Source organism: Spirosoma lituiforme, from assembly GCF_054776635.1.
The window spans coordinates 650,337-674,565 of the sequence record NZ_BAAHBO010000002.1; the positions used below are offsets into that span (position 1 = coordinate 650,337).

The window sequence follows — 24,229 nt, forward strand, 5'->3', positions numbered from 1 at the left end:
ATCAGCCAAAGAGACGTATATTACATCGGTTACTTTCATTGTATTTCTACCCCTTTCCATGACAACCAGACGACATTTTCTCCGAGACGCCAGTGCCTTGACCCTTGGCGGTCTTGTACTGCCGGGCCTCACCCAGGCAAGCAACCTTTTTGCAGCGGCCAACCCCTACCCGATTGGGATTCAGCTGTTCACGCTTTTCGGTCCAATGAATGAAGACCCGAAAGGTACGCTTCAGAAAGTAGCCGCTGCGGGATACAAAGAAATAGAATCTGCTTTTAATACCCGTGGTGGCTATTATGGGTATTCGGCGACAGACTTCCGGAAACTGGTCAGCGATCTGGGAATGACCTGGCGGGCCCACCATGCCGGGGGCGCCCCGTTCCGTCCGCGGCCAACACCGCCCGCCAGTGCTGGCGCGCCACCCGCGGGCGATGCCCAGCGCCCGGCGCGCCCGGCCATGGATTTCTCGAAAATGCCACCTATGTTGAACCTGCGTGATAACTATCAGCAATTGGTGGACGAAGCCGCCGAAGGAAAACTAGCGTATCTGGTCTGTGCCAGCACACCGGTGGGCACCGTCGATGAAATCAACAAATCGATTGAGGTATTCCAGAAAACGGGCGAAGCAGCCAAAAAAGCAGGTATTGGTTTTGCCTATCACAACCACGCAACCGAGTTCGACCCCGTCGATGGCGGAAAAACGCCCTATGAGTTGATCTTGTCCCAAACGGATAAAGATCTGGTAAAAATGGAACTAGACCTGGCCTGGGCAACCAAAGCGGGTAAAGATCCGGTAGCATTGTTCAACGAACAGCCGGGCCGGTTTCCGTTGTGGCACGTCAAAGACATCAAAGACGACCGGAAAACGATAACAGAAGTCGGTAACGGCATGGTCGACTTCAAGCGGGCTTTTTCAGCGGCTAAAGTCGCGGGATTAAAGTACTTCTTCGTGGAGCAGGACATGGCTCCCGGTGGCATCGAGAGCATCACAACCAGCATCAATAACTTGAAGAAGATACTGGCGTAGGGTAGTTCTGCGGAGAATCGAAACAAGTGGTAAGGCGCAGATGGGCATTTCCCGGCGCTGATCAAAGAGTTATTGTATATGGCCGACCAGAGTATACAGGGAATTATTGATGTATGTCTACCTGCGCACCCTAGTTGTATAGCCACCAGCCTTCCGGGATCATCCCCAGGTATAGTTCGCCGGTAAGCCCTAGAAGATAAGTCTATGAAAAAGCCTTTGCCGGTCTAGAGATTGGTAAAGGCTTTTTCATAGGGTACTGGCGGGCATGCATTCCGGGGTACCCGTTCTTCTGAAATGCGCTATTCTTATGACCTGATGCGGGTGAAAGTCTGAACTGATCGTCCTTCCCAATTTTATCTGACTGCATCGTTGAGGAACACATTCATTTACATGAATGAATCAATGAGTACTTCTACGCATTAAAATTCCATTTAATTAGTTGAATATCATAACATTTCGTGTCATTCTACCCTCTTTAGTGAAAGCTATGGCATTGTCTAGTGTAGCGTCAACTAATTTCAACAAGCAGACAAGATGACTTTTTTTCAGAAGTTTTTACCCACAGCAGCCACTGTTGGTCTCTTGCCAATGATTACCTGGTTCTTTATGCTGATAGCACTCTATGCGTTTGTAGGCAACTTCATTTTCGCTTTGGCCAGCAAAAACAGCGTTGCCCCTGAACACCGCATTTCTCGTCACTACACCGCTGTTATTGCAGCTATAGCCGGTATTTCGTACTTCTTGATTCAGGATTATTATAAGGATATGCTGCACCAGCTGTCTACAATCAATTCCCCAGAAGCACAGGACTTACTGGTACGCAAATCCTACAATGCCATTGGCCAGCTACGCTATATGGATTGGGCCGTAACGACCCCTCTACTGCTCATGAAGATGACGGCCATGCTGAAAGTGCATTATCGTAAGTACCGGGGTATGATCAATGCACTACTGGCCGCCGACCTGTTTATGATTATAACAGGTTACATCGGCGAACAGCAGCTAGGAGCTAATGGGGAAATTCTGGTTGGTCCAAAACTGATTTGGGGGGCTGTTTCAACCATTGGTTATGTCATTGTCGTTTACGTGCTCTACAAAATATGGCAGGACTTCAGCAACCAGTCTTACGTAAAAGAGCCTGAGCGGCAGGCATACAAAGTAATGGGGCTCTTAGTCGTTACAATGTGGGGGGTTTATCCAATCGGTTACATTCTGACCGCTGTATCGTCTATTGACACCAACTGGATTCACATTTCGTTCTCCATCGCTGATGTGATCAACAAGGTTGGCGTAGGTGCGGTGTCCTATCAAGCGGCTGATGCCATCCTGGAGCAGCGTTTGCCGATGGATGCGACGGCTCCCTACCGTTCGGTAGAGTAGTTTATAGTCTGTTGCCGTGGGAATTGGCTGACGGTCTGGTTTATCAATCAGTGCGGTATTATGACTCTACCCATATATTGGCGGCCAACGAAATCCGCCAGGCCGAACATCCATTTTCTGGTCTGTTCAGCCTGGCGGATTCTGTTAGTTACGGGTTTCCCAACGAAACCCACCCAATGTCCCTAAATTGTAACCGGGCTCGTTTTGAACCGGTAAATATCCAGGTTAGGACCCAGATCTTCGAGCTTGACACCCATATCCTTGAGTTGTCCATTGGACAGATCATACACCCAGCCGTGGACCTGAATATCTTTTTTACCGAACAGGCGTTTTTGCACAAACGATAGCTTCATGACGTTCAGGCACTGCTCCCGAACGTTCAACTCCACCAGGAGCCGATGCCTGTCTTCAGCATCCTCGAGCGCGTCAAGCTCATCACGGTGCGTGCGATAGACATCCTGTATGTTACGGAGCCATGTATTCATATACCCAAAGTCTTCGTGGGTAGTAGCCGCTTTCACGCCACCGCACCCGTAATGCCCGCAAACGATAATGTGTTTCACCTGCAGACTCTCGACGGCATACTGTAGTACCGCTAGTGAGCTGATGTCGTTATTGGGTACCAGGTTGGCGATGTTGCGGTGAATAAATACGTCTCCCGGCTTAACGCCCATGAAGGCATCGGGCGATACCCGGCTATCCGAGCAACCAATATAGAGAAAATCGGGGGCCTGGCTTTTAGCCATGTCCGAGAAATAGCCCGCATCAAGTTGCAGTTGATGCTGCACCCACTCTTTATTATGACTGAACACTTTGTCGTATAAACTCATAGGCTTTCGTGTTTTTAGGCAAAACTAATACGCGCCAAAATACTTTCCTACATGGTTTTACGTAATGCGTCGGAGCAGCGTTGTTAATTCTTTTTGTAGTCTGTCGTATCGACAAAGAGACGGCAAACGTCCCCTTGCTTACTTGAAGGCATTACAATACACCAGCAAACTTACTTTTTCTGAGCCTCCTTCACCATCAGATACAAGAGTACTATCAGGCATATGGGAACCAGAACAAACGAATCCAGGTAACCCAGTAAACAAACAGGCGTCAGGACAGCAGCTACCAGAAACGTTATTAATAAAGGTTTACGCATCACGAAAACCAGATGGATGTGGAAATAGACCGGCTAAAGGTAATCCATATGCAATACCAACGAAGCGTATTTTATATAGACGGCAACTACATTTTAGGCATTGGTTTGTCTCTTTGTCTATCTTCTAAGCCTACTTTGCAGAATTTTATTTTTTAATTGGCCTAATAGGCTATCTATTACCTATTTACATTTATTTATACGATTATCAACTGGAAACCCTGTTTATGCTTCGCTTACTCAGGCGCAATCATATTAATGCTTTTATTAACCGGTACGTATATTCCGTTACCGGCCACGCTCATTCCGGAGCATGCTTTATAAGTCAAGCGATAACTGGCCGCTTGCGGGCGCATCATTACCCTGAAAGTTGGCCAGTGATATACCCAACAGCCGGACACCCTGAGACAAGGGGAATAGGACGGATAACAACTCCAGCGCGGCTTGCCTGAGCTGCGCTTTACTCGTTATCATTCCCGGATACGTGCGGCTCCGGGTAACTTGTGTAAAATCAGCGTACTTCACTTTCAGCGTGACCGTTCGGCCCAGAATAGAGGTCCGTTCGCAGTAGCTCCAGACGCTGTCAATCAAGGGTGGCAATACATCAATCAGATGGGGCTGCTCCCGCAGATCCTCCGCAAACGTCGTCTCTGACCCCACGGATTTACGTACTCTGTTAGCCATGACCGGCCGGTTGTCAATGGCTCGGGCAATGGAATAATAATGGTGTCCGACCTTACCAAAATGGCGCACCAGAAACGCTTCCGTTTGTTGGCGCAGGTCCAGCCCGGTAAAGATGCCCAGGCTGTTCATTTTACCGGCCGTAACACGGCCTACCCCGTGAAACTGACCAACGCTCAATCCTTCAACAAAGGCAAGACCCTGATGCGGTTTGATTACGTAGAGCCCATTTGGTTTGCGGTAATCCGAAGCCAGTTTAGCCAGAAATTTGTTGTACGATACCCCCGCTGAAGCGGTTAGCTGGGTCTCCTGCTTAATCTGATCCTTAATTAACTGAGCAATTTGCGTTGCCGAGGTGTTGGCGGGGAGATGGCCGGTTACGTCCAGGTAGGCTTCATCCAGCGAGAGAGGTTCGATCAGGTCGGTGAACCGGGCAAAAACACCCTTGATCTGACTGGAAACCGCTTTGTAGACATCAAAGCGCGGCTTTACAAAAAGTAGATCGGGACATTTTCGCAGCGCGATGGACGAAGCCATGGCTGAGCGAACACCGAACTGGCGGGCTTCGTAACTGGCGGCCGCCACGACGCCCCGCTCCCGGGAACCACCTACAGCCAGCGGCCGGTCTCGAAGTTCGGGATTGTCCCGCTGTTCTACAGATGCATAGAACGCATCCATATCAATGTGAATTATTTTTCTGGTAGCTGGCTGCTCCACACCCAAGATTCTTAATAAACTAATTGGCGCATTGCCGAACAAAAATTCGTCAACACCCGGACGCCAGCCAGTAATAAACTAGCCAAGATCACTTTTGTAGTACCGAACGTCCGGCAGCGTTACCGTTTCGTACCAGTACATCCGCAACCGAAGCAAATACCGTTTCCATTCCTCAAACGTAAACGGCTTGATTGTAAAGGAAGATGCGCCAAAGCTATACGCCCGCTCGACCAATTGTGGCGTATAATTGGCCGATAGAATAATAACCGGCAGCGCCCGTCCTTTTGGATGAACCCGGATCAGCGCCAGAAAATCCAGCCCATCCACCCGATCCTGTAAATCTACGTCCAGCAGCAACAGTTGGGGAATTCTTCCGTCAAGTTCTTCAATGTATTTCTTGGCTTCATCGAAACGACTAATCTGCTTGAACGTGGCTTCGGGAAAACTCACATGCGCTGCCCGTACCAGGATATCCAGTAGCGACTTGTCATCATCTACCAGCAAAACAAGGAATTGATTCGGCATTAGTATTTATTGTTGTATACCCATTTAAACCGGAACGCACGTACAGACAGACCTGTTGTCTGACTCGCCAAACGCGACGCGCTCATCCGTAGAGAAACGAAATTTAGAGAAATAGTTGCCCCGTTTCACCTCAGGAAGGAGATTAACGTTTTGTCGATCCATAAGGATTTTGAATAGCAACAAATAAGTTTTGATTTCTCGCTATGTAGTCCACGACAAAGTCCCCTAAATTTACTTAGTTGTACGCAGTTTAAAAACGGGTAGCTATATCTTTTGTTTTGACGCATCACCGAAACCGGAGAGTCGGCAGGATCAACCCTCCTGGAGATCGTAGGGTATAGATTTAGGCAAAACCCATAATGATTCTATCGTACAGGCTTGGTTGGCGAAGGCGGAATTGTAATTTTGGCAAATAAAAACACTGATCATATGGGAGCCGTTGCACCCATTAACCAACTTCAATCTATTACTCTTGACCAATGGAAGTAACCCTTGATTCCCCTACCCAGCAGCGCGTTGACCAATGGCTTAACGGTAGTTACGATGCTGACTCCAAAGAAGCTATTCAGCACCTGATCGACTCCGGCAATGTGGCGGAGCTAACGGACTCCTTCTACCGCGACCTTGAATTTGGCACCGGTGGCCTGCGGGGTGTTTTGGGTGTAGGATCGAACCGCATGAACCGCTACACGGTTGGAGCCGCCACACAGGGGCTGTCCAACTACATCAATGAAGCTTTTCCCGGCGAAGATATTAGTGTCGCCATTGCGCACGACAGCCGCCGGATGAGCCCGGAGTTTGCCCGTCTGGTAGCCAACATTTTCTCGGCCAATGGCATCAAGGTGTATCTGTTCAGCAGCCTGCGCCCCACCCCCGAACTCTCGTTCGCCATTCGTCAGCTGGGTTGCCAGAGCGGTATTGTCGTTACGGCTTCGCACAACCCCCCCGAATACAACGGGTACAAAGTGTACTGGAACGATGGTGGCCAGGTGGTAGCCCCCCACGACAAGGGCATCATTGCCGAAGTGAACAAGATTACGTCTGTCGATGACATTAAGTTTGAGGGTGTGCCCGAGAAAATCCATATGATCGACGAAGAAATTGATGCGCCCTATGTCGAGCGCGTCAAATCGAACGCCGTCAATCCGGATGTCATCAAGCGCCAGGCCGATCTGAACATCGTTTATACGCCTATTCACGGCACGGGTATTACGCTGGTCCCCCGCGTACTGGACGCACTGGGCTTTACTAATGTTCACATTGTGGAGGAGCAGGCTACCCCGGACGGTAACTTCCCAACGGTGAAATCGCCGAATCCGGAAGAGCGGGCCGCCATGCAACTGGCGCTCGATCTGGCCAATAAACTGAATGCCGATCTTATTATGGCTACCGACCCCGACGCTGACCGCGTTGGCGCCGGTGCCCGCAATCACCACGGCGAATTCGAGTTGCTGAACGGCAACCAGATGGCCAGCCTGATCATTTACTACCTGCTCAATGCCTGGAAAGATGCCGGGAAGCTAACCGGCAAGGAGTTTGTCGCCAAGACCATCGTCACCACCGACCTCATCGACAAGATGTGCGCCCGGTACGGTGTAAACTGCTACAACACCTTAACCGGCTTCAAATACATCGCTGAAGTTATTCGGGAACTGGAAGGAAAAGAGCAGTTCATCGGCGGGGGCGAAGAAAGCTACGGTTACCTGATTGGCGATTTCGTGCGCGACAAAGACGCCATTGCTTCCTGCGCCATTATTGCCGAGCTGACCGCCTACGCTAAAGATCAGGGTAAGAGCCTGTTCGATATGCTGATGGCGATGTACCAGGAGAACGGTTTCTATTACGAAGCACTAGTATCGCTAACCAAAAAAGGACGTGAAGGGGCTGATGCCATTCAGCAAATGATGGCGGGCTTCCGGGCAAACCCGCCCAAGTCAATCGCCGGATCGGCCGTGGTTCGGGTGGATGACTACAAAGCCCTTACGCGTCTGGACCCCCAAAGCGGGCAAACGTCGGCCATTGAAGCGGGCAAAATGGGCATCGAATCATCAAACGTATTGCAGTTCTTCACCGAGGATGGTACCAAGGTATCGGCTCGTCCTTCCGGAACAGAGCCCAAGATCAAGTTCTACGTCAGTGTGGTCGAGCCTCTTGAGAGTAAAGAAGCTTTCGACGAAACTTACGCTCAGTTAAAAGCCAAAGTACAACGGGTAATTGACGAGCTTCAGTTAACCTAGTACTGGCAGAAACTAGCAGAAATGTACGGTGTATTTATACGTACGCTTACAAAAAGGTCCGCTGTTGATAATCAGCGGACCTTTTTGTTTAATCATGCTTTATTTCAATTAAAAACAGATTAATTAGAATTTTGAGATTTATATCTTTGAGGGATTATACTCAAGTACAATTTCCACCTAAATCTAATTAATCTCATGATGAAACACGCTTTACAACAAGCGCACCGTACACTGCCGCTACTGATTGTCTGCTGGCTTTTGTGCGTAGGGGCCTTCGCCCAGGACCGTAAAATCTCCGGCCGAATCACCGACGGCAACGACAATAGCGGCCTCCCCGGCGCCAACGTTGTTGTGAAAGGAACCCAAACCGGCGTGGTTACCGACGCCAATGGGCAGTTTTCGTTAAATGTTGCCGCCGGGCGCGAGGTGCTGACCGTTTCGGCAATTGGCTATGCCTCCCAGGAAGTCACGATTGGTGCCCGCACAACCATTAATCTGGCGATGGTACCCGATATAAAAACCCTGAACGAAGTGGTCGTGACGGGCTATGGCGCACAGGCCAAACGGGACATTACCGGAGCCGTAGCCACCGTAGATACCAAACAGCTTCTATCAGTTCCGGCCACCAATGTCGGGCAGGCCCTTCAGGGTCGGGTAGCAGGCGTTCAGGTCGGGAATGAAAATTCTCCCGGTGGTGGCGTCATGGTTCGTATCCGGGGTTTCGGTACAATCAACGATAACTCGCCACTCTATGTAATCGACGGAGTTCCGACGAAGGGCAACCTCAATACGCTGAACCTGAATGACGTAGAGAGCATGCAGATTTTGAAAGATGCTTCGGCGGCTTCCATCTATGGTTCACGAGCAGGCAATGGGGTGGTTATCATCACCACCAAAAAAGGGAAAGCGGGTAAACCTAAATTTACCTACGATACCTATTATGGTTCTCAGCGGCATGGCAAATTGCTGGACATGCTCAATACCCAGGAGTACGCGCAACTAACGTGGGCCGGCCGAATCAACTCCGGGGTTGTTGGGGCCAATGGCAACCCGGTTCACTCGCAGTTTGGCAACGGAGCAACCCCCGTTATTCCTGATTTTGTGATCCCCACGGGTGCATCGGCCAGCGACTCCCGGCTTACCCGGAACGCCGACGGTACGTACGTTAACTACAATAACGATATTAACTCGCCAAACTTTTTACTCATCACACCTGCCAATAAAACAGGAACCGACTGGCTGAGTGAGATTTTTCAGACCGCCCCTATCCAGAACCATCAATTAGGGGTATCGGGCGGTAGCGAGAACGGGCGCTATGCTATGTCACTGAACTACTTCAATCAGGAAGGGATCATGAAGTACACAGGCTACAAACGCTACTCATTACGGGCCAATACCGAGTTTAACGTAAACAAACGGGTTCGCGTTGGACAAAACTTTCAGGTCGCTTACGGAGAACGCCTGGGTCAGCCCAACGGGAACAACGCCGAAAGCAATCCCATCTCGTTCGCCTATCGTATTCAGCCAATCATTCCGGTTTATGATGTAGCCGGTAATTTTGCCGGTACACGCGGTGGCGATCTCGATAACGCCAACAATCCGGTTGCCCTGCTTTACCGAAATAAGGACAATATTCAGAAAGAACTTCGGCTGTTCGGGAATGCGTTTGCCGAAGTCGACATCCTGAAAAACCTGACGGCCCGCACCAGTTTCGGCATCGATTACAACCTCTACAATTTCAAAAACTATACGATTCGCGACATTGAATCGGCGGAAGCCCGTGGCTCTAATAGCCTACAAACCAACAACAGCTACGAATGGACCTGGACCTGGTACAATACCCTGACCTACAACATGGCCCTGGGCGACCGGCACCGGTTCAACGTCATTGTTGGTACAGAGTCTATAAAAAACTACTTCGAATCGTTCGATGCCAGCCGGACGAACTTCGCCGTCGACGACATCGAAAACCGCTACCTAAGCGCCGGTACGGGTGTTCAGACGAACAATGGCGGAGCCTCGAACTGGCGGTTGGCTTCCGAATTTGCTAAACTGAACTACGTGCTGGACGATAAGTACCTGATCGATCTGACCGTTCGTCGCGACCGTTCATCACGCTTCGCCAGAGAGTTCCGGTCGGCAGTGTTTCCGGCTGCCAGTGTTGGCTGGCGAGTCTCGAAGGAGAACTTTTTCAAGCCGCTGACGCTATTCGATGATTTGAAGTTCCGGGCGGGCTGGGGCCAGACAGGCAACCAGGAAATCGGTAACTACAACTCCTTCACCCAGTTCAGCACCAACCCCATTACGTCGTTTTATGATATCAACGGAACACGTACTTCGGCGGTACCCGGCTACGAACTCACGCAGTTTGGAAACGCCAAGGCAAAATGGGAAACCACAACCAGTCTGAACATCGGTTTCGACGCCAGTTTGCTTAAAAATCGACTGACGGTGGGCTTCGACTGGTACACGCGCACAACCTCCGATATGCTGTTTCCCGTTCAGGCTCCGCTCACGCAGGGTGTCGCCACGGTTCCGTTCCAGAATATCGGGTCGATGCGCAACCGGGGTGTTGACCTGATGATCAACTATGGTGATAAAATCGGCAGTGGCGGACTGACGTACAACGTGGGTGCCAACTTCAGTACTTACCGAAACCTCGTTACCAAAACCAATGGTGATCCGAGTACCCAGTATTTTGGTATCAACGACGAACGGATTCAGAACTTCGTGGTCACCCAGCAGGACCAGCCCGTTTCGTCCTTCTTCGGCTACACCATCGACGGAATATTCCAGACCAACGAAGAAGCAAAAGCCGCTCCGGTCCAATTCGGCAACGCAGCATCCGAAAACGTGGCTGGCCGATTCAAGTTTCGCGACGTAAACGGCGATGGCGTTATCAATACCAAAGACCTGAGTATCATTGGCAGCCCGCACCCGAAATTCACGTACGGTCTGAATTTGAATCTGAACTACAAGAATTTCGGACTTACATTGTTCGGACAGGGCGTTGAAGGCAATCAGATTTTCAACTACACGAAGTACTGGACCGACTTCCCGACGTTTGCCGGTAACCGCAGCACGCGTATGCTGTATCAGTCGTGGCAACCGGGCAAAACGGACGCCATTTTACCCCAACTCAGGTCGAGCGATCAGGTTAGTATTCAACCGTCGACTTATTACCTGGAGAGTGGCTCTTACTTCCGGATGAAAAACATTCAGCTAACCTATCAGCTCCCCCAATTACTGCTGTCGAAACTGGGCTTGGGTGCCACATCGGTTTACATTCAGGGGCAGAACCTGTTCACGGTTACCAAGTATTCGGGGATGGACCCGGAGATCAACCTGCGGGCTTATTCGGCCGGCAACGATCGCCAGATTGGCGTCGACGGCGGTTCGTATCCCGTCGCAAAAACCGTATTAGTGGGTCTGAACCTGTCATTTTAATCTGAATCCATAAGGGCGTTGATTTCTTACGAATTCACCTATACAATCCATGAAAAAACTAACCATAGTTATAACCCTGTTTTGTCTGGCAGTGGCCACCTCCTGCTCCGACAAGTTTCTGGATGTGCAGCCCAAGGCCGCGCTGGCCGTTACGACGCTGCAAAACAAAACCGGTGTAAATGCCCTGCTGATTGGTGCCTACGCCCTTTTAGACGGCTGGGCCACGGCCGAAGGCGCTTACCGATCTTATCAGGTCGGTGCCGACAACTGGGTTTATGGCAGCGTTGCCAGCGATGATGCGTACAAGGGTACAATTGCCGGTGACCAGCCACCGATTTCACTCATCGAGCAAGGCAATATCCAATCCGATAACATCTACTTCCGCGGAAAATGGCGGGGTATGTACGACGGCATTGCCCGCACGAACGATGTGTTACAGGCCCTGGCCGTTGCGAAGGACATGACGGATGCGGAGAAAGTACAGGCCACGGCCGAAGCCCGTTTCTTACGGGGGCATTACCATTTTGAACTCAAAAAAATGTTCAACATGGTACCGTATATCGACGAGAAAACGTATAATCCGAACGATCTCGAAAGCACAAAAATGGCCAATACCACCGACATCTGGCCCAGTATCGTTGCGGATATTAAAGCCGCTTATGATGTACTTCCGGCCAAGCAGACACAGGTAGGGCGCCCAACCAAATGGGCGGCTGCGGCCGAACTGGGGAAGGCATATTTGTTCCAGAAGCAATACGCCGAAGCCAAGGTTTTGTTCGAAGCCATTGTTGCCAGCAATCAGTTTAAGCTGATGGACAGGTATCACGACAATTTTAGAGCCGTCACCAACAACAACGCTGAGTCCATTTTTGAGGTACAGTATTCCGTTAACGATGGCGCATCGGGTGGCGAAAATGGCAACATCGGCTCAACGCTCAATTACCCTTATGGGGGGGGTGGCGTTACAACCTGCTGCGGCTTTTACCAGCCCTCCCAAAACCTGGTTAATGCATTCAAAACAGATGCCAATGGCCTGCCATTACTCGACTCGTTCAATTCAACGGACATAACTAACGATCAGGGAATCGAGTCGACGGCTGCTTTTACAGCCTACACTGGCCCGGTCGATCCTCGTCTCGACTGGACAGTTGGCCGTCGGGGTATTCAGTACCTGGATTGGGGCGTTCATCCCGGCAAGGCTTACGTACGCGATCAGGCGTATGGGGGGCCCTACTCGCCCAAAAAACACGTCATGTACCGGTCAGACGTGGGGACGAACACCTTTGCCGGTAACCCCCGCCTGAATGCCAATAACTACCGCATGATTCGGTATGATCACGTACTGCTCTGGCTGGCCGAGGTTGAAGTTGAGATCGGCAATCTGGACAAGGCTCGTGCCTACGTGAACCAGATCAGACGACGCGCGGCCAATTCGGATGGCTTCGTGAAAAATAGCGATGGGTCTGCAGCCGCCAATTACGTCGTCAAAGAATACACAACTTCCTGGACCGATCAGGCAACGGCCCGCAAAGCCGTGCAGTTTGAGCAACGTTTGGAGTTCGCCATGGAAGGTCATCGCCGGTTCGATCTGGTTCGCTGGGGTATAGCGGATCAAACCCTGAACACCTATTACTCGACCGAAGCAAAAAAACGGATATACCTGAATGGAGTTCAATTCATTAAAGGTCGCCATGAATACTTCCCGATTCCACTCCAGGAAATATTCAACAGTAAAAAAGACGGCAAAGAAACGCTGGTTCAGAATCCGGGCTACAACTAATCATTACCAGCCAGCGTAGGAGCACGAATCAATTGCCACTAATTTCTTCATGGGTAATCTGCAGACACATCTGCGGGTTACCCATTTTATTTTGGTCATGGGTCCGAGTCTGCCCGAAGTGCATTAATTAGTCAATGACCTTACCGCTTCTCTGCCAACCCCAACAGATCGGATAGTTCGGATACGATGCGCGAATAAACCAATGATTAAGTTCCCCACGTCAACGAAAATGGACGATCTAAAATCCATATCTTTGCGGTTTATTTCTGAAACGATTATGACCCTGCACCTCGATCATCTGGATGAACTTGATTCGGTTGCCCGCCAGTTGCTGGCCAATGGCAGAGAGCAGTCGGTCTGGTTATTTGAAGGCGACATGGGGGCGGGTAAAACGACCCTGATTAAGGCCTTATGCCGAACGCTGGGCGTTGTTAGTTTAGTGCAGAGTCCAACCTTTTCGATCGTAAACGAATACACCACGCATGAGGGGCATTCCGTTTATCACTTCGACTGTTACCGACTTCGGAATGAAGCCGAAGCGCTGGATATTGGTCTGGAGGAATACATGGATTCCGGTAACTACTGCTTCATTGAGTGGCCGGAACGCATTACCTCTTTATGGCCTGCTACATATTACCAGATACACATTACTGCTGACTCGACCGGCCGTAGACTAATTGAAACAAAGTTGATTTAACCGTCTGTGGTTTGTAGTTTACAGTTGTTCCGGTAGGGAAATCGTAAATGACAAACCACAAACTCCAAACATTTATAAAGTGACTGGATTTGAGGAACTGGCTAAACAAACGGCCTTATACCCGAAAGAATCTCCGCTGGCCGTGAAGACCAACCGGAACAGCCTGCTCATCGGTCTGCCAAAAGAAGTATCGCTTCAGGAAAACCGCATCGCGCTCACTCCCGAAGCGGTGGCCATTCTGGTGCGAAACGGGCACAATGTAATCGTTGAACAGGGGGCGGGAGAGAAAGCCAAGTTTACGGATACCGAATACAGCGAAGCGGGTGCGCAGATTGCTTACTCGCCCAAAGAAGTCTACGAAGCCAACCTGATTCTTAAAGTCGAGCCCCTTGTCGATGCGGAGTTTGAGCACGTCCAGTCGGGCAGCACGGTTATTTCAGCCGTGAATCTGCCCGCTCACGACCGGGCTTACTTCGAAAAAATCAACAGTAAAAACTTGACCTCGTTTGGCTACGAGTACATTGAAGATCAGGGAGGCAACTTACCCGTGATTCGATCAATGAGCGAAATTGCAGGCAGCACCGTTATGCTCATTGCTGGCGAGTACCTGAGCAATGCCGACAACGGCCGGGGCATTATTCTGGGGGGCATTACGGGGGTTCCCCCCACTAAAGTCGTCATGCTTGGGGCCGGAACGGTTACCGAATATGCCGCACGTACCGCCATTGGTATGGGTGCTGACGTGAAAGTCTTCGACAAGCATTTATATAAGCTCCAGCGGCTTAAATACGCGGTTGGTCACCACATTTATACGTCGATTATCGATTCGGATACCCTGACCGAAGCCATTCAGCGGGCCGATGTCGTGATTGGGGCCATGCGGGCCGAAGATGCGCTCAGCCCGGTGGTTGTAACCGAAGAAATGATCGGGCGGATGAAACCCGATTCGGTTATCATCGACGTATCGATCGACCAGGGGGGCAACTTTGAAACCTCCCGCATGACTACGCACAAGCAGCCTACCTTCAAACATATGGGTGTTATTCATTACTGTGTGCCGAACATTGCGGCCCGCGTGGCCTACACCGCCAGTATGGCGCTGAGCAACATCTTCCTTCCTTTCCTGCTCGAAACGGGCACGACGGGCGGCATCGAACAGATGATGTACGCGAACCGTTGGTTTATGAAAGGTGTTTATAGCCATAAGGGAACGCTCACCAATGCCTACATCGCACGCAAATTCAACATGCGTTTTAAAGATCTGGACCTCTTGCTGGCCGCCCGGTTTTAAGGCACCCTGCTTATCGTTTTGGTGCATAAAGCCAGTCAGCTATAAACCGAAAATTATTTGTATGATCAACCACAGCAACGAAAATACCCTGCTCGACGACGCGAATTCCTACGACGTCAACAAAGAACTGATGGGCATTATCTCGTCAGATTTCGTAAAGGTGGCCGACCAGCTAAAAGAGGCTTCCTACCAGATCCGAACACGGGGGTTTTCCGACTTTCCGGTGTTTGTAGCCTCACGTCGCGATGTCCCCATAGGCCAGCTTCTGATTGCGGCCAGCGAGCTGGAGAATATATGGAATTACAAAGCATCTTTTGTGGATGAGTTTGTACAACGCGAACTCATCGGTGCCGACTCGCTCGACCTATGGAAAGAAAACTATAAAAAGCCGGATGAATATTGTTGTCTGTTCGTTGTTCACGGCGATTTTACGGGCTTCGTGTACATCCCCTATCCGGAAGATTAAACAAAGACTTTTTATGCGTTTGCCCCAAGCCGGATCGTACTGATTCGGCTTTTGGTTTAGTAAACATTATTTTCTTACTGATACGAAAGTCGTGGTAATGGGTTCGCTTACTGTAGGGTATAAATCAGCCGGCATATGCTTTCCCTTTTTTGGCCCGTAATGATACTTTTTCCAGAAATGGTTTCTCAAAAGAATCCCCACCGTTCTTCGTCATTTATGCGCAGATTTGACGCTGGAGGACAAGGGCAGAAAAAGCACCAAAACAGGGCAAAAACCGGCTCAGAGCCCTTAACTATTGCCAGTACCGATGAATAAAGTATTTTTTCGTATATTCCGTTAATGTTAACGAACACCGGTAGGAAAAGACTAAAAAAATTTGTATTTTTACAATCTATTAGTTTAGTAAAATCAGGTCTTTGCAGGCCAAAATAACATATCTCTGACACGCTCCCATTTTGATATGACCAACGAACTTATTGACGAAGACGCTCCCATTGAAACTGCGTTAGGTAACTACGGTGCCGATAATATTCAGGTACTGGAAGGGCTGGAAGCCGTACGCAAACGTCCATCCATGTACATTGGCGACGTTGGTACGCGTGGTCTCCATCACCTTATCTGGGAGGTTGTCGATAATTCCATTGATGAAGCGTTGGCCGGTTATTGCGACAAAATCACGGTAACGATCAATCCCGATAACTCCATTACGGTGCAGGATAACGGCCGGGGTATCCCGACAGGTATCAATACTAAGATGGGCGTTTCGGCGCTTCAGATGGCAATGACCATGCTGCACGCTGGTGGTAAATTCGATAAGGATACCTATAAAGTCTCTGGCGGTCTGCACGGTGTCGGCGTTTCCTGCGTAAACGCGCTGTCTACCGATCTACGGGTAGAAGTTCACCGCGAAGGCAAGATTTTCGAACAGGAGTACAAGATCGGTATTCCGCTGTACGAAGTTCGGATCATCGGCGATGCTGACGATACGGGCACCCGAACGCACTTCAAGCCAGACGGGACTATATTCACCGATACAGTTTACAAGTACGATACCGTGGCTGGTCGTTTGCGGGAATTGGCTTACCTGAACAAAGGCATTCACATATTCCTGAACGATCTGCGCGAACTTGACGAAGACGGGCAACCCTTACGTCAGGATGACTTCTATTCACAGGGTGGGCTGGTTGAATTCGTCGAATACCTGGACCAAACGCGCCCTGCGCTGGATGGTATGCGGCCCATCTATATGGAAAACGTCAAAGGCTCCACGCCTGTTCAGGTTGCGTTGGTGTACAATTACGAAGCGGGCGAAAACGTACTTTCTTACGTTAACAACATTAACACCCACGAAGGGGGCACACACGTACAAGGCTTTCGCTCGGCCTTAACGCGGGTATTGAAAAACTACGCCGATAAGAATCCGGGCGTGTTACCTAAAAACTCGGGTAAGGTAACCTTCAGTGGCGAAGATTTCCGGAAGGGACTCACCGCAGTCATTTCGGTTAAGGTTGGCGAACCTCAGTTCGAAGGACAGACCAAAACGAAGCTGGGCAACCAAGAGGTGGTCAGTGCCGTAAGCCAGGCCATGGCTGATATGCTCGAAACCTGGCTGGAAGAAAACCCGAAAACAGCCCAGGGCATTGTCAAGAAAGTCCTGGTTTCCGCTCAGGCGCGCATCGCGGCCGATCTGGCTTACAAACGCATCATGACGGAGCGTAAGGACTTTATGGGTGGCATGGGCCTACCTGGCAAGCTTGCCGACTGTTCGGATACCGATCCTGAGAAATGTGAGTTGTACCTGGTTGAGGGTGACTCGGCGGGTGGAACAGCTAAACAAGGGCGCAACCGGGCGTTCCAGGCGATTCTTCCCCTTCGCGGTAAGATCCTGAACGTGGAGAAAGCCATGGAGCACCGGATTTACGAAAATGAAGAGATCAAAAACATCTGGACAGCGCTCGGCGTACGCCTTGAAAAGAAAGATGATGAGACGGTAATGAACCTGGACAAACTCCGGTATCATAAAATCATCATAATGACCGATGCCGATGTCGATGGTAGTCACATTCGTACGCTGATCCTGACCCTCTTCTATCGCAACATGAAGGCTCTGATCGACAATGGCTATATCTACATTGCCCAGCCTCCGCTGTACCTTGTCAAGAAAGGCAAGGAAGAGCGTTATTGCTGGACAGAAGCACAACGCGAAGCCGCGGTGAAAGAACTGGCGGGCAGTGGTAAAGAAGAGAACGTGGGCGTTCAGCGCTACAAAGGGTTGGGCGAGATGAACGCCGAACAGCTCTGGAGTACTACGATGAACCCCGACAGCCGAACATTGAAAATCGTAACGGTTGAGTCTGCGGCCGATGCCGATCACGTTTTTTCAACCCTGATGGGCGATGAAGTGGCCCCAAGACGTGACTTCATCGAACGAAATGCAAAATACGCCCGAGTGGATGTTTAACCGAAAGATAACATAAAGCGGGCTTTTTAGTCCGCTTTTTTGTTGTACTTCAAAGTTTTAAACGAGTATGCGTTATTCTCTCAACTCAAACCGCACCATATTGGGTAACTTGGTTTCCCGTTTCACAAATCGGCCAGCGAATGCGCCTGCCCAGGGAACAGACAAACTGGCAAAAGTCAGTGATAAAGTTATCAATGTAATTGACCAGAGCGACTACCTGAGCCGCGACTTAAGCTGGCTTAAATTCAATGAACGCGTTCTGGATCAGGCCCGCACGGTTCAGACTCCTGCCAAGAACCGCACGCTCATGGAACGGCTGAAGTTCCTGGCCATCTCGGCGTCCAATCTCGACGAGTTCTTCATGATTCGCGTAGGGAGTTTGTACAACTACCTCGATTACCATAAGCAGCGCGTTGACTATTCGGGATTGCGTGAAGTTCCCTTTCGGAAAGCACTTTACACAACGGCTCATCAGTTTTTTCAGGATCAGCAGGCTGTTTTTTCAGAACAGCTATTGCCCCTCTTCCCCGAAAACGGGCTGCAGCTCGTTACGTACGCCAGCATGGCACCCGAGGAGCAGGAAGAAGCGACGAACTATTTCGATCGGGCTATCTACCCAACACTGACCCCCATGCTGTATGACTACACGCATACGTTTCCGGTTCTGTTGGCTAAGGTCCTCATCTTTGGGGTTGTTACGCAAAATCCAGACGAAGCGGAAGTAAAAAGTCTGCGGGCCGAAGATGAAGACGATCGCCAGCGGCTGTCCTTTGTGCAGATTCCGGCCAATTTACCCAGGTTTATTTCGTTTGAGCGCGAAGACACGATTGTCTTTATTCCCATCGAGGAGATTGTTCGACAGAATATTAAAAAGCTGTACAGAAACGTCGAAATTCAGTCCGTGAACCTATTTCGTATCACACGGAACGGCGATTTTACGCTCGATGAAAACGACGACGATGAAGTGGATTTCATTGACGAAGTCCGGCAGAAGATCAAAAACCGGCGTCTGGGCCGCGTGACTCGTGTTGAAATCGAAACCAAAGGCAGCGGGGCCGATAGCCAATCTACGGTGGGTTCGCCCTGGATGCTGAACCTGCTTAAAAAGCGGTGGGAAATCGACGATCTGAATATCTTTGAATCGCATACATTACTCGATTTCTCGTCCTTATGGCAAATCATCGGCAATCCTGAATTTAAGGATGAGATGCCTGTTCCTCATGCACCTGTACCACCGCTGGGTTTAGGCCGTGAGAAAGTCGACGACATATTTGAGTTGATTAAACAGCGCGATCTGTTACTGCACCACCCCTACAACAATTTTGAGCCCGTCCTTCAACTGCTCGAACAGGCGGCAGAAGACCCTCATGTACTGGCTATCAAAATCACCGTTTATCGGCTGGCTAAACGGTCCCGCATTACGGAAGCGCTGTTGAAAGCCGCTGAAAATGGCAAGCATGTATCGGTTCTGTTTGAAGTAAAAGCCCGTTTTGATGAGGAAAACAACATCCGGGAAGCCCAGCGATTGCAGAAAGCGGGTTGCTTTGTTATTTACGGGATCAGCCGTTTCAAGACGCACACCAAGTTACTACTGGTCGTCCGGAACGAAGGCAGCCGCGTCGTACGCTATGCTCACATGGCGACCGGTAATTACAACGAAGACACATCAAAGTTGTACACCGACATTGGCCTGCTGACAACCAACGAAACGTACACGCATGACATTTCGGAGTTTTTCAATGTCATCACGGGTCATTCAGTACCCAATCAATATGAGTATTTGATTACGGCCCCACGCGACATGCGGGAACAGTTGCTGCGCCTGATTCGGGTGGAGGCCGATAATGCGCAACGTGGTTTACCGAGCGGCATTTGTATCAAGGTCAACTCCCTGGAAGACAAACAGGTAATCGACGAATTATACAAAGCCTCGCAGGCGGGCGTACCCGTTCGGTTAATCGTTCGCAGTATTTGCTGCCTGCGGCCTCACCGAGCCGGCTTAAGCGAAAACATCACCGTTCGCTCCATCGTCGGGGATTTCCTTGAGCATACGCGCATCTACTATTTCCACAACAACGGTGATCCCAAGGTTTATGGCGGTAGCGCAGACGTTATGGTGCGAAGCTTCGACCGGCGTATTGAGTCGTTGTTTATTCTGGCGGATAAACGGGTAAAGCAGCAGGCGATTCTTATTCTGAAAGATAACCTGCGCGACAATGTCAATGCCTACGAGTTAAAGGAAGACGGCGACTTCAAGAAATGCGAAGTGGCCGCGGGCGATGAACCGTTCAATATGCATCAGCGATTCTTTGAAGTAACCGAAAAAGAAGCCATGGATGCCCGCCTGTTCGACGCTGAAATCAAAGCGGCAGACGTTGCCCAGATTGAAGAAGAATATCAGGAGGGTGCCGAGCGAGCAATTGCCAATATTTAGTGAAATTCAGCGATGGATCATACTGAGAATTGAGCGTAAGCCGACAAGCGTGCGGTAGACAAATTTCAGTGAAACTAACCGTCTGATTTAACGAATATTCTTCGTTAAATCAGACGGTTTTCATTTGGGGCTTTTTTTTAGGGGCACGTTCCATTTCTTCTTTTTGTATCTTCGCCAGCCTAACTGTAATTGTATCTCAATTGGATGGAGCGTTTTACTGGCCTGATCGGCATTGTATTAATTTTGGGTATTGCTTACGCCCTTTCTGATAACCGGAAAGCAATCAATTATCGTACTGTCGGCGTTGGTCTTCTTCTTCAGTTTAGCTTAGCGGTTTTTGTGCTAAAAACAGATGTTGGCCGGAACATCTTTCAGGGCCTTGGTTATTATGTTGACCGGCTGTTGCAAAAAGCCAACAAAGGGGCTGAATTTGTCTTTTCCTCCCTGGTAAGGCCCGATGAACTCTCAAAGGCGTTCGGTCCACAAAACAGCTTTATTTTCTTCTTCAAGGTTATTCCAACCATTATTTTCGTCGCAGTACTGGTTAATATCTTCTACCACCTGGGCATTATGCAACGCGTGGTAGCGGTTATGGCAAAGGCCATGAAGTGGCTTATGGGCGTTAGTGGTGCCGAAGCGCTCTCGAACGTAGCCAGTACTTTTGTGGGGCAGGTTGAAGCGCAGATCATGATCAAGCCCTACCTGAACGGCATGACAAACTCCGAGTTACTGGCCAGCATGACCGGTTCGTTTGCGTGTATTGCGGGAGGTGTTCTGGCCGTATACATCTCTCTTGGCGTGCCAGCTCCCTACCTGTTGGCGGCCAGCATCATGGCGGCACCGGGTGCGCTGGTCATCAGTAAGATCGTGATGCCCGAAACACAGGTCTCTGAAACGCAGGGAACGGTTAAAGTGGAGATCAAGAAGATTTACGCGAACCTGCTCGATGCCATTGCCGCCGGTGCCAGCGAAGGCCTTAAAGTGGGGTTCAATGTCATTGCCATGCTGATTGGCTTTATCGCGCTTATTGCCCTGATCGACAGCATTATGTTTCGGCTAGGCTTTTACGTTTTCAGTATCAATTACCTGAGCATCAATTACCTGTTGGGTAAACTCTTCTCACTTTTTGCCTGGGCTATGGGTGTGCCTGGCAAAGACATTGAAGCAGCCGGAGCGCTGATGGGGACCAAAATGGTGGTCAACGAGTTTGTTGCTTACCTCGACCTGGTGAAAATTAAAGATACACTCGACCCTAAAACCATTGCTATCGTCAGCTTTGCCCTGTGCGGCTTTGCTAATTTCAGCTCTATCGCTATTCAGGTGGGTGGCATTGGTGAGCTGGCTCCTAAACGGCGCAGCGATCTGGCGCGCATTGGTTTTAAGGCCCTTATTTGCGGAACACTAGCCAGCTACATGTCAGCCACAATTGCCGGCTTACTGCTGTAGTACTCACCTTTGTGGCAAAATACGGGCTACTAGACAGATTGAATTACTAAATAATAAGCCCGGTCATCAGGTAATTGGTGGCTGGGCTTATTATTTTCCCGACAATTTTTTCTTTTCATTATTCAATTTTACCTTCGATTTATCTGTTCTTCGCAGAAAGCTAAGCCCCGGTTCTAAAGATAATCCGTATACTGTAGCCTGGCTTTTGCGAAGAAACCTATTTGAGTAAACACTGCTGGCTAACTATGATTCAGACAAGACTAATTCCGCGCACTGCCGAAGCTCACGAGCCACCTATGCTGATAAAAAGTATGTTGGCCCAGTCGCTCAAATACGAACCTCACCGCGAAATTGTTTATCGGGATTTGTTTCGGATGAACTACGTTCAGTTTAATCAGCGGGTACGGCAACTAGCCAACGTGCTGACGGATTTGGCGGTTCAGCCCGGCGACATGGTTGCGGTGTTTGACTGGGATAGTCATCGGTACCTCGAATGCTTTTTTGGCATCACCAGCTTAGGCGCTATTCTTCACACGGTCAACGTTCGCTTATCGCCCGCGCAGATTTTATATACGATGAATCACGCCCGCGACAAGATCGTCCTGATTCATGAGGATTTTCTACCCATTCTGTCCGCCATCAAAGACCAATTGACAACGGTTGAGAAATTCGTTATCCTGAGCGATAAAGTGTACACTGGCGGGGCTGACGTAGCCCCACTCAACGATGTGCCTGCCGGTTTTTCGGGCGAGTATGAGGCCTTACTGAAAACTGCTTCAGATCAGTACGACTTTCCGGATTTCGACGAAAATACCTGGGCCACATCATTTTACACAACCGGTACAACAGGCAACCCGAAGGGTGTTTATTTCTCACACCGGCAGCTATTCATGCATACGATGGGCTTGTTAACCTACATCATCGGTTACGAAGCGATGGCGTTCAAAGGCTCCACCGACGTGTACATGCCTATTACGCCCATGTTCCATGTGCATGCCTGGGGCTTCCCCTTTCTGGCAACCATGATGTCGGCCAAGCAGGTATACCCGGGCCGTTACGAACCCGAACTACTCCTCAAGCTTCTGGTTACGGAAGGCGTTACCTTATCGCACTGTGTACCAACTATTCTGAATATGCTCGTCAGCAGTCCGGCGGCTTCAACATTCCGCGATAACCTCAGCCGGTGGAAAGTGTTAATCGGCGGTTCAGCCCTCACAAAGGGGCTGGCCATTGCGGCAACAAACCTGGGCATCAACGTGATGTCAGGGTATGGAATGTCCGAAACAGCACCCGTTATGGCCGTTGGTTACCTGAATGAGCAAGAGAAAAAATTGCCTGTTGACGAACAGATTGAACTTCGAACACGGGCCGGACGGATCTCACCGTTTATTGAGATGCGGCTAATGGATGACAAGGGCGATTTCGTTTCCCACGACGGGCATTCGCTTGGTGAAATCGTGGCGCGTGGCCCCTGGCTTACCCAGGGCTATTACGAAGACTCTGAGCGGGGAGCCGACCTATGGAAAGGTGGCTGGCTCCACACGGGCGATGTTGCCAGTATAACTGACGACTATTGGGTCATTATTTCCGATCGGACCAAGGACGTCATTAAAACCGGGGGTGAATGGGTTTCCTCGCTGGATATGGAAAATGTTTTATCGCAGGTCGAAGGGGTTGCGGAATCAGCCGTCGTTGGCCTTCCCGACGATCGCTGGGGTGAGCGACCTCATGCCCTTATCATTCAGAAACCCGGCTATTCGCTAACCGCTGAAGGCATTAAGGCGGGGTTAACAGCCAGAGTACAACGGGGCGAGTTACACAAATGGTACGTCCCCGACCGAATTTTATTTGTGTCGGAAATTCCAAAGACAAGCGTCGGCAAAATTGATAAAAAGAAAATCCGGGGCGAAATGAAAGAATTGATTCTTGCCTCTTAATACGTATCTCCCAGCATGACGCGAATAGGTCTTTTATCCGATACGCACAGTTATCTTGACCCACAGATTTTCACTCATTTCGAGGCTTGCGACGAGATTTGGCACGCGGGTGATGTAGGGCTTTTAACCGTTGCTGACCAATTGCGAACGTTCCGGCCCCTGCGAATTGTGAGCGGCAACATTGATCAGGAATCTGATGAATTACCCGAAAACCAACGATTTACCTTAGAAGGCCTGACTATCTGGATGACGCATATTGGCGGTTCACCGCCCAAGTATAATCCGACAACACGACCAGCGCTAAAAGCCAATCCGCCGGACATTTTTGTTTGTGGGCACTCGCACATGTTGAAAATCGTCCGGGATTCAGCATTGAACAACCTGCTATTTATAAACCCCGGTGCTGCAGGAAAAACCGGCTTTCATAAAATGCGAACGGCCATTCGATTTTCGCTCGATGCGGGCAAAATCCTGGATATGCAGGTAATTGAGTTAGGCAAGAAATAGCATAAAAAAGGGGCTCCTGATCAGGAGCCCCTTTTTTATGCTATTCGACTAT

The 24,229-nt window shown here is 49.9% G+C and carries 17 protein-coding genes; 13 read left to right on the forward strand and 4 right to left on the reverse strand.

Annotation, left to right across the window (positions count from 1 at the left end):
* Positions 1–58 precede the first annotated feature (58 nt).
* Entirely contained in the window at positions 59–1,027 is a 969-nt protein-coding gene (locus ACYU87_RS11125) for a sugar phosphate isomerase/epimerase family protein (protein ID WP_461134138.1), read from the forward strand.
* Positions 1,028–1,615: 588 nt separating this feature from the next.
* Positions 1,616–2,407 (forward strand): bacteriorhodopsin, encoded by a 792-nt coding sequence (locus ACYU87_RS11130; protein WP_461134139.1) that lies wholly within the window; start codon positions 1,616–1,618, stop codon positions 2,405–2,407.
* A gap of 182 nt (positions 2,408–2,589) precedes the next feature.
* On the opposite strand, the gene ACYU87_RS11135 is transcribed toward ACYU87_RS11130, so the two are convergent.
* The 4 genes from ACYU87_RS11135 to ACYU87_RS11150 form a co-directional block, all read right to left on the reverse strand.
* Complete coding sequence (locus ACYU87_RS11135) at positions 2,590–3,237, reverse strand: carbonic anhydrase (RefSeq protein ID WP_461134140.1); 648 nt, start codon at positions 3,235–3,237, stop codon at positions 2,590–2,592.
* A 170-nt stretch (positions 3,238–3,407) separates the two neighbouring features.
* A complete protein-coding gene (locus tag ACYU87_RS11140; RefSeq protein WP_461134141.1) occupies positions 3,408–3,554 on the reverse strand; it encodes a hypothetical protein in 147 nt (48 codons plus the stop codon).
* 315 nt (positions 3,555–3,869) lie between these two features.
* A complete protein-coding gene (dinB, locus tag ACYU87_RS11145; RefSeq protein ID WP_461134142.1) occupies positions 3,870–4,949 on the reverse strand; it encodes a DNA polymerase IV in 1,080 nt (359 codons plus the stop codon).
* Between the two features lie 78 nt (positions 4,950–5,027).
* Positions 5,028–5,474, reverse strand: a complete 447-nt coding sequence (locus ACYU87_RS11150; protein WP_461134143.1) for a response regulator — start codon at positions 5,472–5,474, stop codon at positions 5,028–5,030.
* A gap of 479 nt (positions 5,475–5,953) precedes the next feature.
* Here ACYU87_RS11150 and ACYU87_RS11155 point away from each other — a divergent pair, with 479 nt between their 5' ends.
* The 11 genes from ACYU87_RS11155 to ACYU87_RS11205 all read left to right on the forward strand — a co-directional run bounded on the left by ACYU87_RS11155 (position 5,954) and on the right by ACYU87_RS11205 (position 24,177).
* Entirely contained in the window at positions 5,954–7,711 is a 1,758-nt protein-coding gene (locus tag ACYU87_RS11155) for a phospho-sugar mutase (RefSeq protein WP_461134144.1), read from the forward strand.
* A 198-nt stretch (positions 7,712–7,909) separates the two neighbouring features.
* Positions 7,910–11,158 (forward strand): SusC/RagA family TonB-linked outer membrane protein, encoded by a 3,249-nt coding sequence (locus tag ACYU87_RS11160; protein ID WP_461134372.1) that lies wholly within the window; start codon positions 7,910–7,912, stop codon positions 11,156–11,158.
* Between the two features lie 49 nt (positions 11,159–11,207).
* Complete coding sequence (locus ACYU87_RS11165; protein WP_461134145.1) at positions 11,208–12,938, forward strand: RagB/SusD family nutrient uptake outer membrane protein; 1,731 nt, start codon at positions 11,208–11,210, stop codon at positions 12,936–12,938.
* Between the two features lie 277 nt (positions 12,939–13,215).
* Complete coding sequence (tsaE, locus tag ACYU87_RS11170; RefSeq protein WP_461134373.1) at positions 13,216–13,635, forward strand: tRNA (adenosine(37)-N6)-threonylcarbamoyltransferase complex ATPase subunit type 1 TsaE; 420 nt, start codon at positions 13,216–13,218, stop codon at positions 13,633–13,635.
* Between the two features lie 79 nt (positions 13,636–13,714).
* Positions 13,715–14,926 carry an alanine dehydrogenase gene (locus ACYU87_RS11175; protein WP_461134146.1) on the forward strand — a complete coding sequence of 404 codons (1,212 nt, stop codon included), beginning with the start codon at positions 13,715–13,717 and terminating at the stop codon, positions 14,924–14,926.
* Between the two features lie 61 nt (positions 14,927–14,987).
* Positions 14,988–15,392: a hypothetical protein gene (locus tag ACYU87_RS11180; protein ID WP_461134147.1), complete on the forward strand. Its 405-nt coding sequence runs from the start codon at positions 14,988–14,990 to the stop codon at positions 15,390–15,392.
* Positions 15,393–15,852: 460 nt separating this feature from the next.
* Complete coding sequence (gene gyrB, locus ACYU87_RS11185; protein ID WP_461134148.1) at positions 15,853–17,853, forward strand: DNA topoisomerase (ATP-hydrolyzing) subunit B; 2,001 nt, start codon at positions 15,853–15,855, stop codon at positions 17,851–17,853.
* Between the two features lie 67 nt (positions 17,854–17,920).
* A complete protein-coding gene (gene ppk1, locus ACYU87_RS11190; protein WP_461134149.1) occupies positions 17,921–20,287 on the forward strand; it encodes a polyphosphate kinase 1 in 2,367 nt (788 codons plus the stop codon).
* Between the two features lie 204 nt (positions 20,288–20,491).
* Positions 20,492–21,733: a NupC/NupG family nucleoside CNT transporter gene (locus ACYU87_RS11195; protein WP_461134150.1), complete on the forward strand. Its 1,242-nt coding sequence runs from the start codon at positions 20,492–20,494 to the stop codon at positions 21,731–21,733.
* 245 nt (positions 21,734–21,978) lie between these two features.
* Positions 21,979–23,670, forward strand: coding sequence for a fatty acid--CoA ligase (locus tag ACYU87_RS11200; RefSeq protein WP_461134151.1), 1,692 nt, complete (start codon positions 21,979–21,981; stop codon positions 23,668–23,670).
* A 15-nt stretch (positions 23,671–23,685) separates the two neighbouring features.
* A complete protein-coding gene (locus ACYU87_RS11205; RefSeq protein WP_461134152.1) occupies positions 23,686–24,177 on the forward strand; it encodes a metallophosphoesterase family protein in 492 nt (163 codons plus the stop codon).
* The last annotated feature ends 52 nt before the right edge of the window (positions 24,178–24,229 follow it).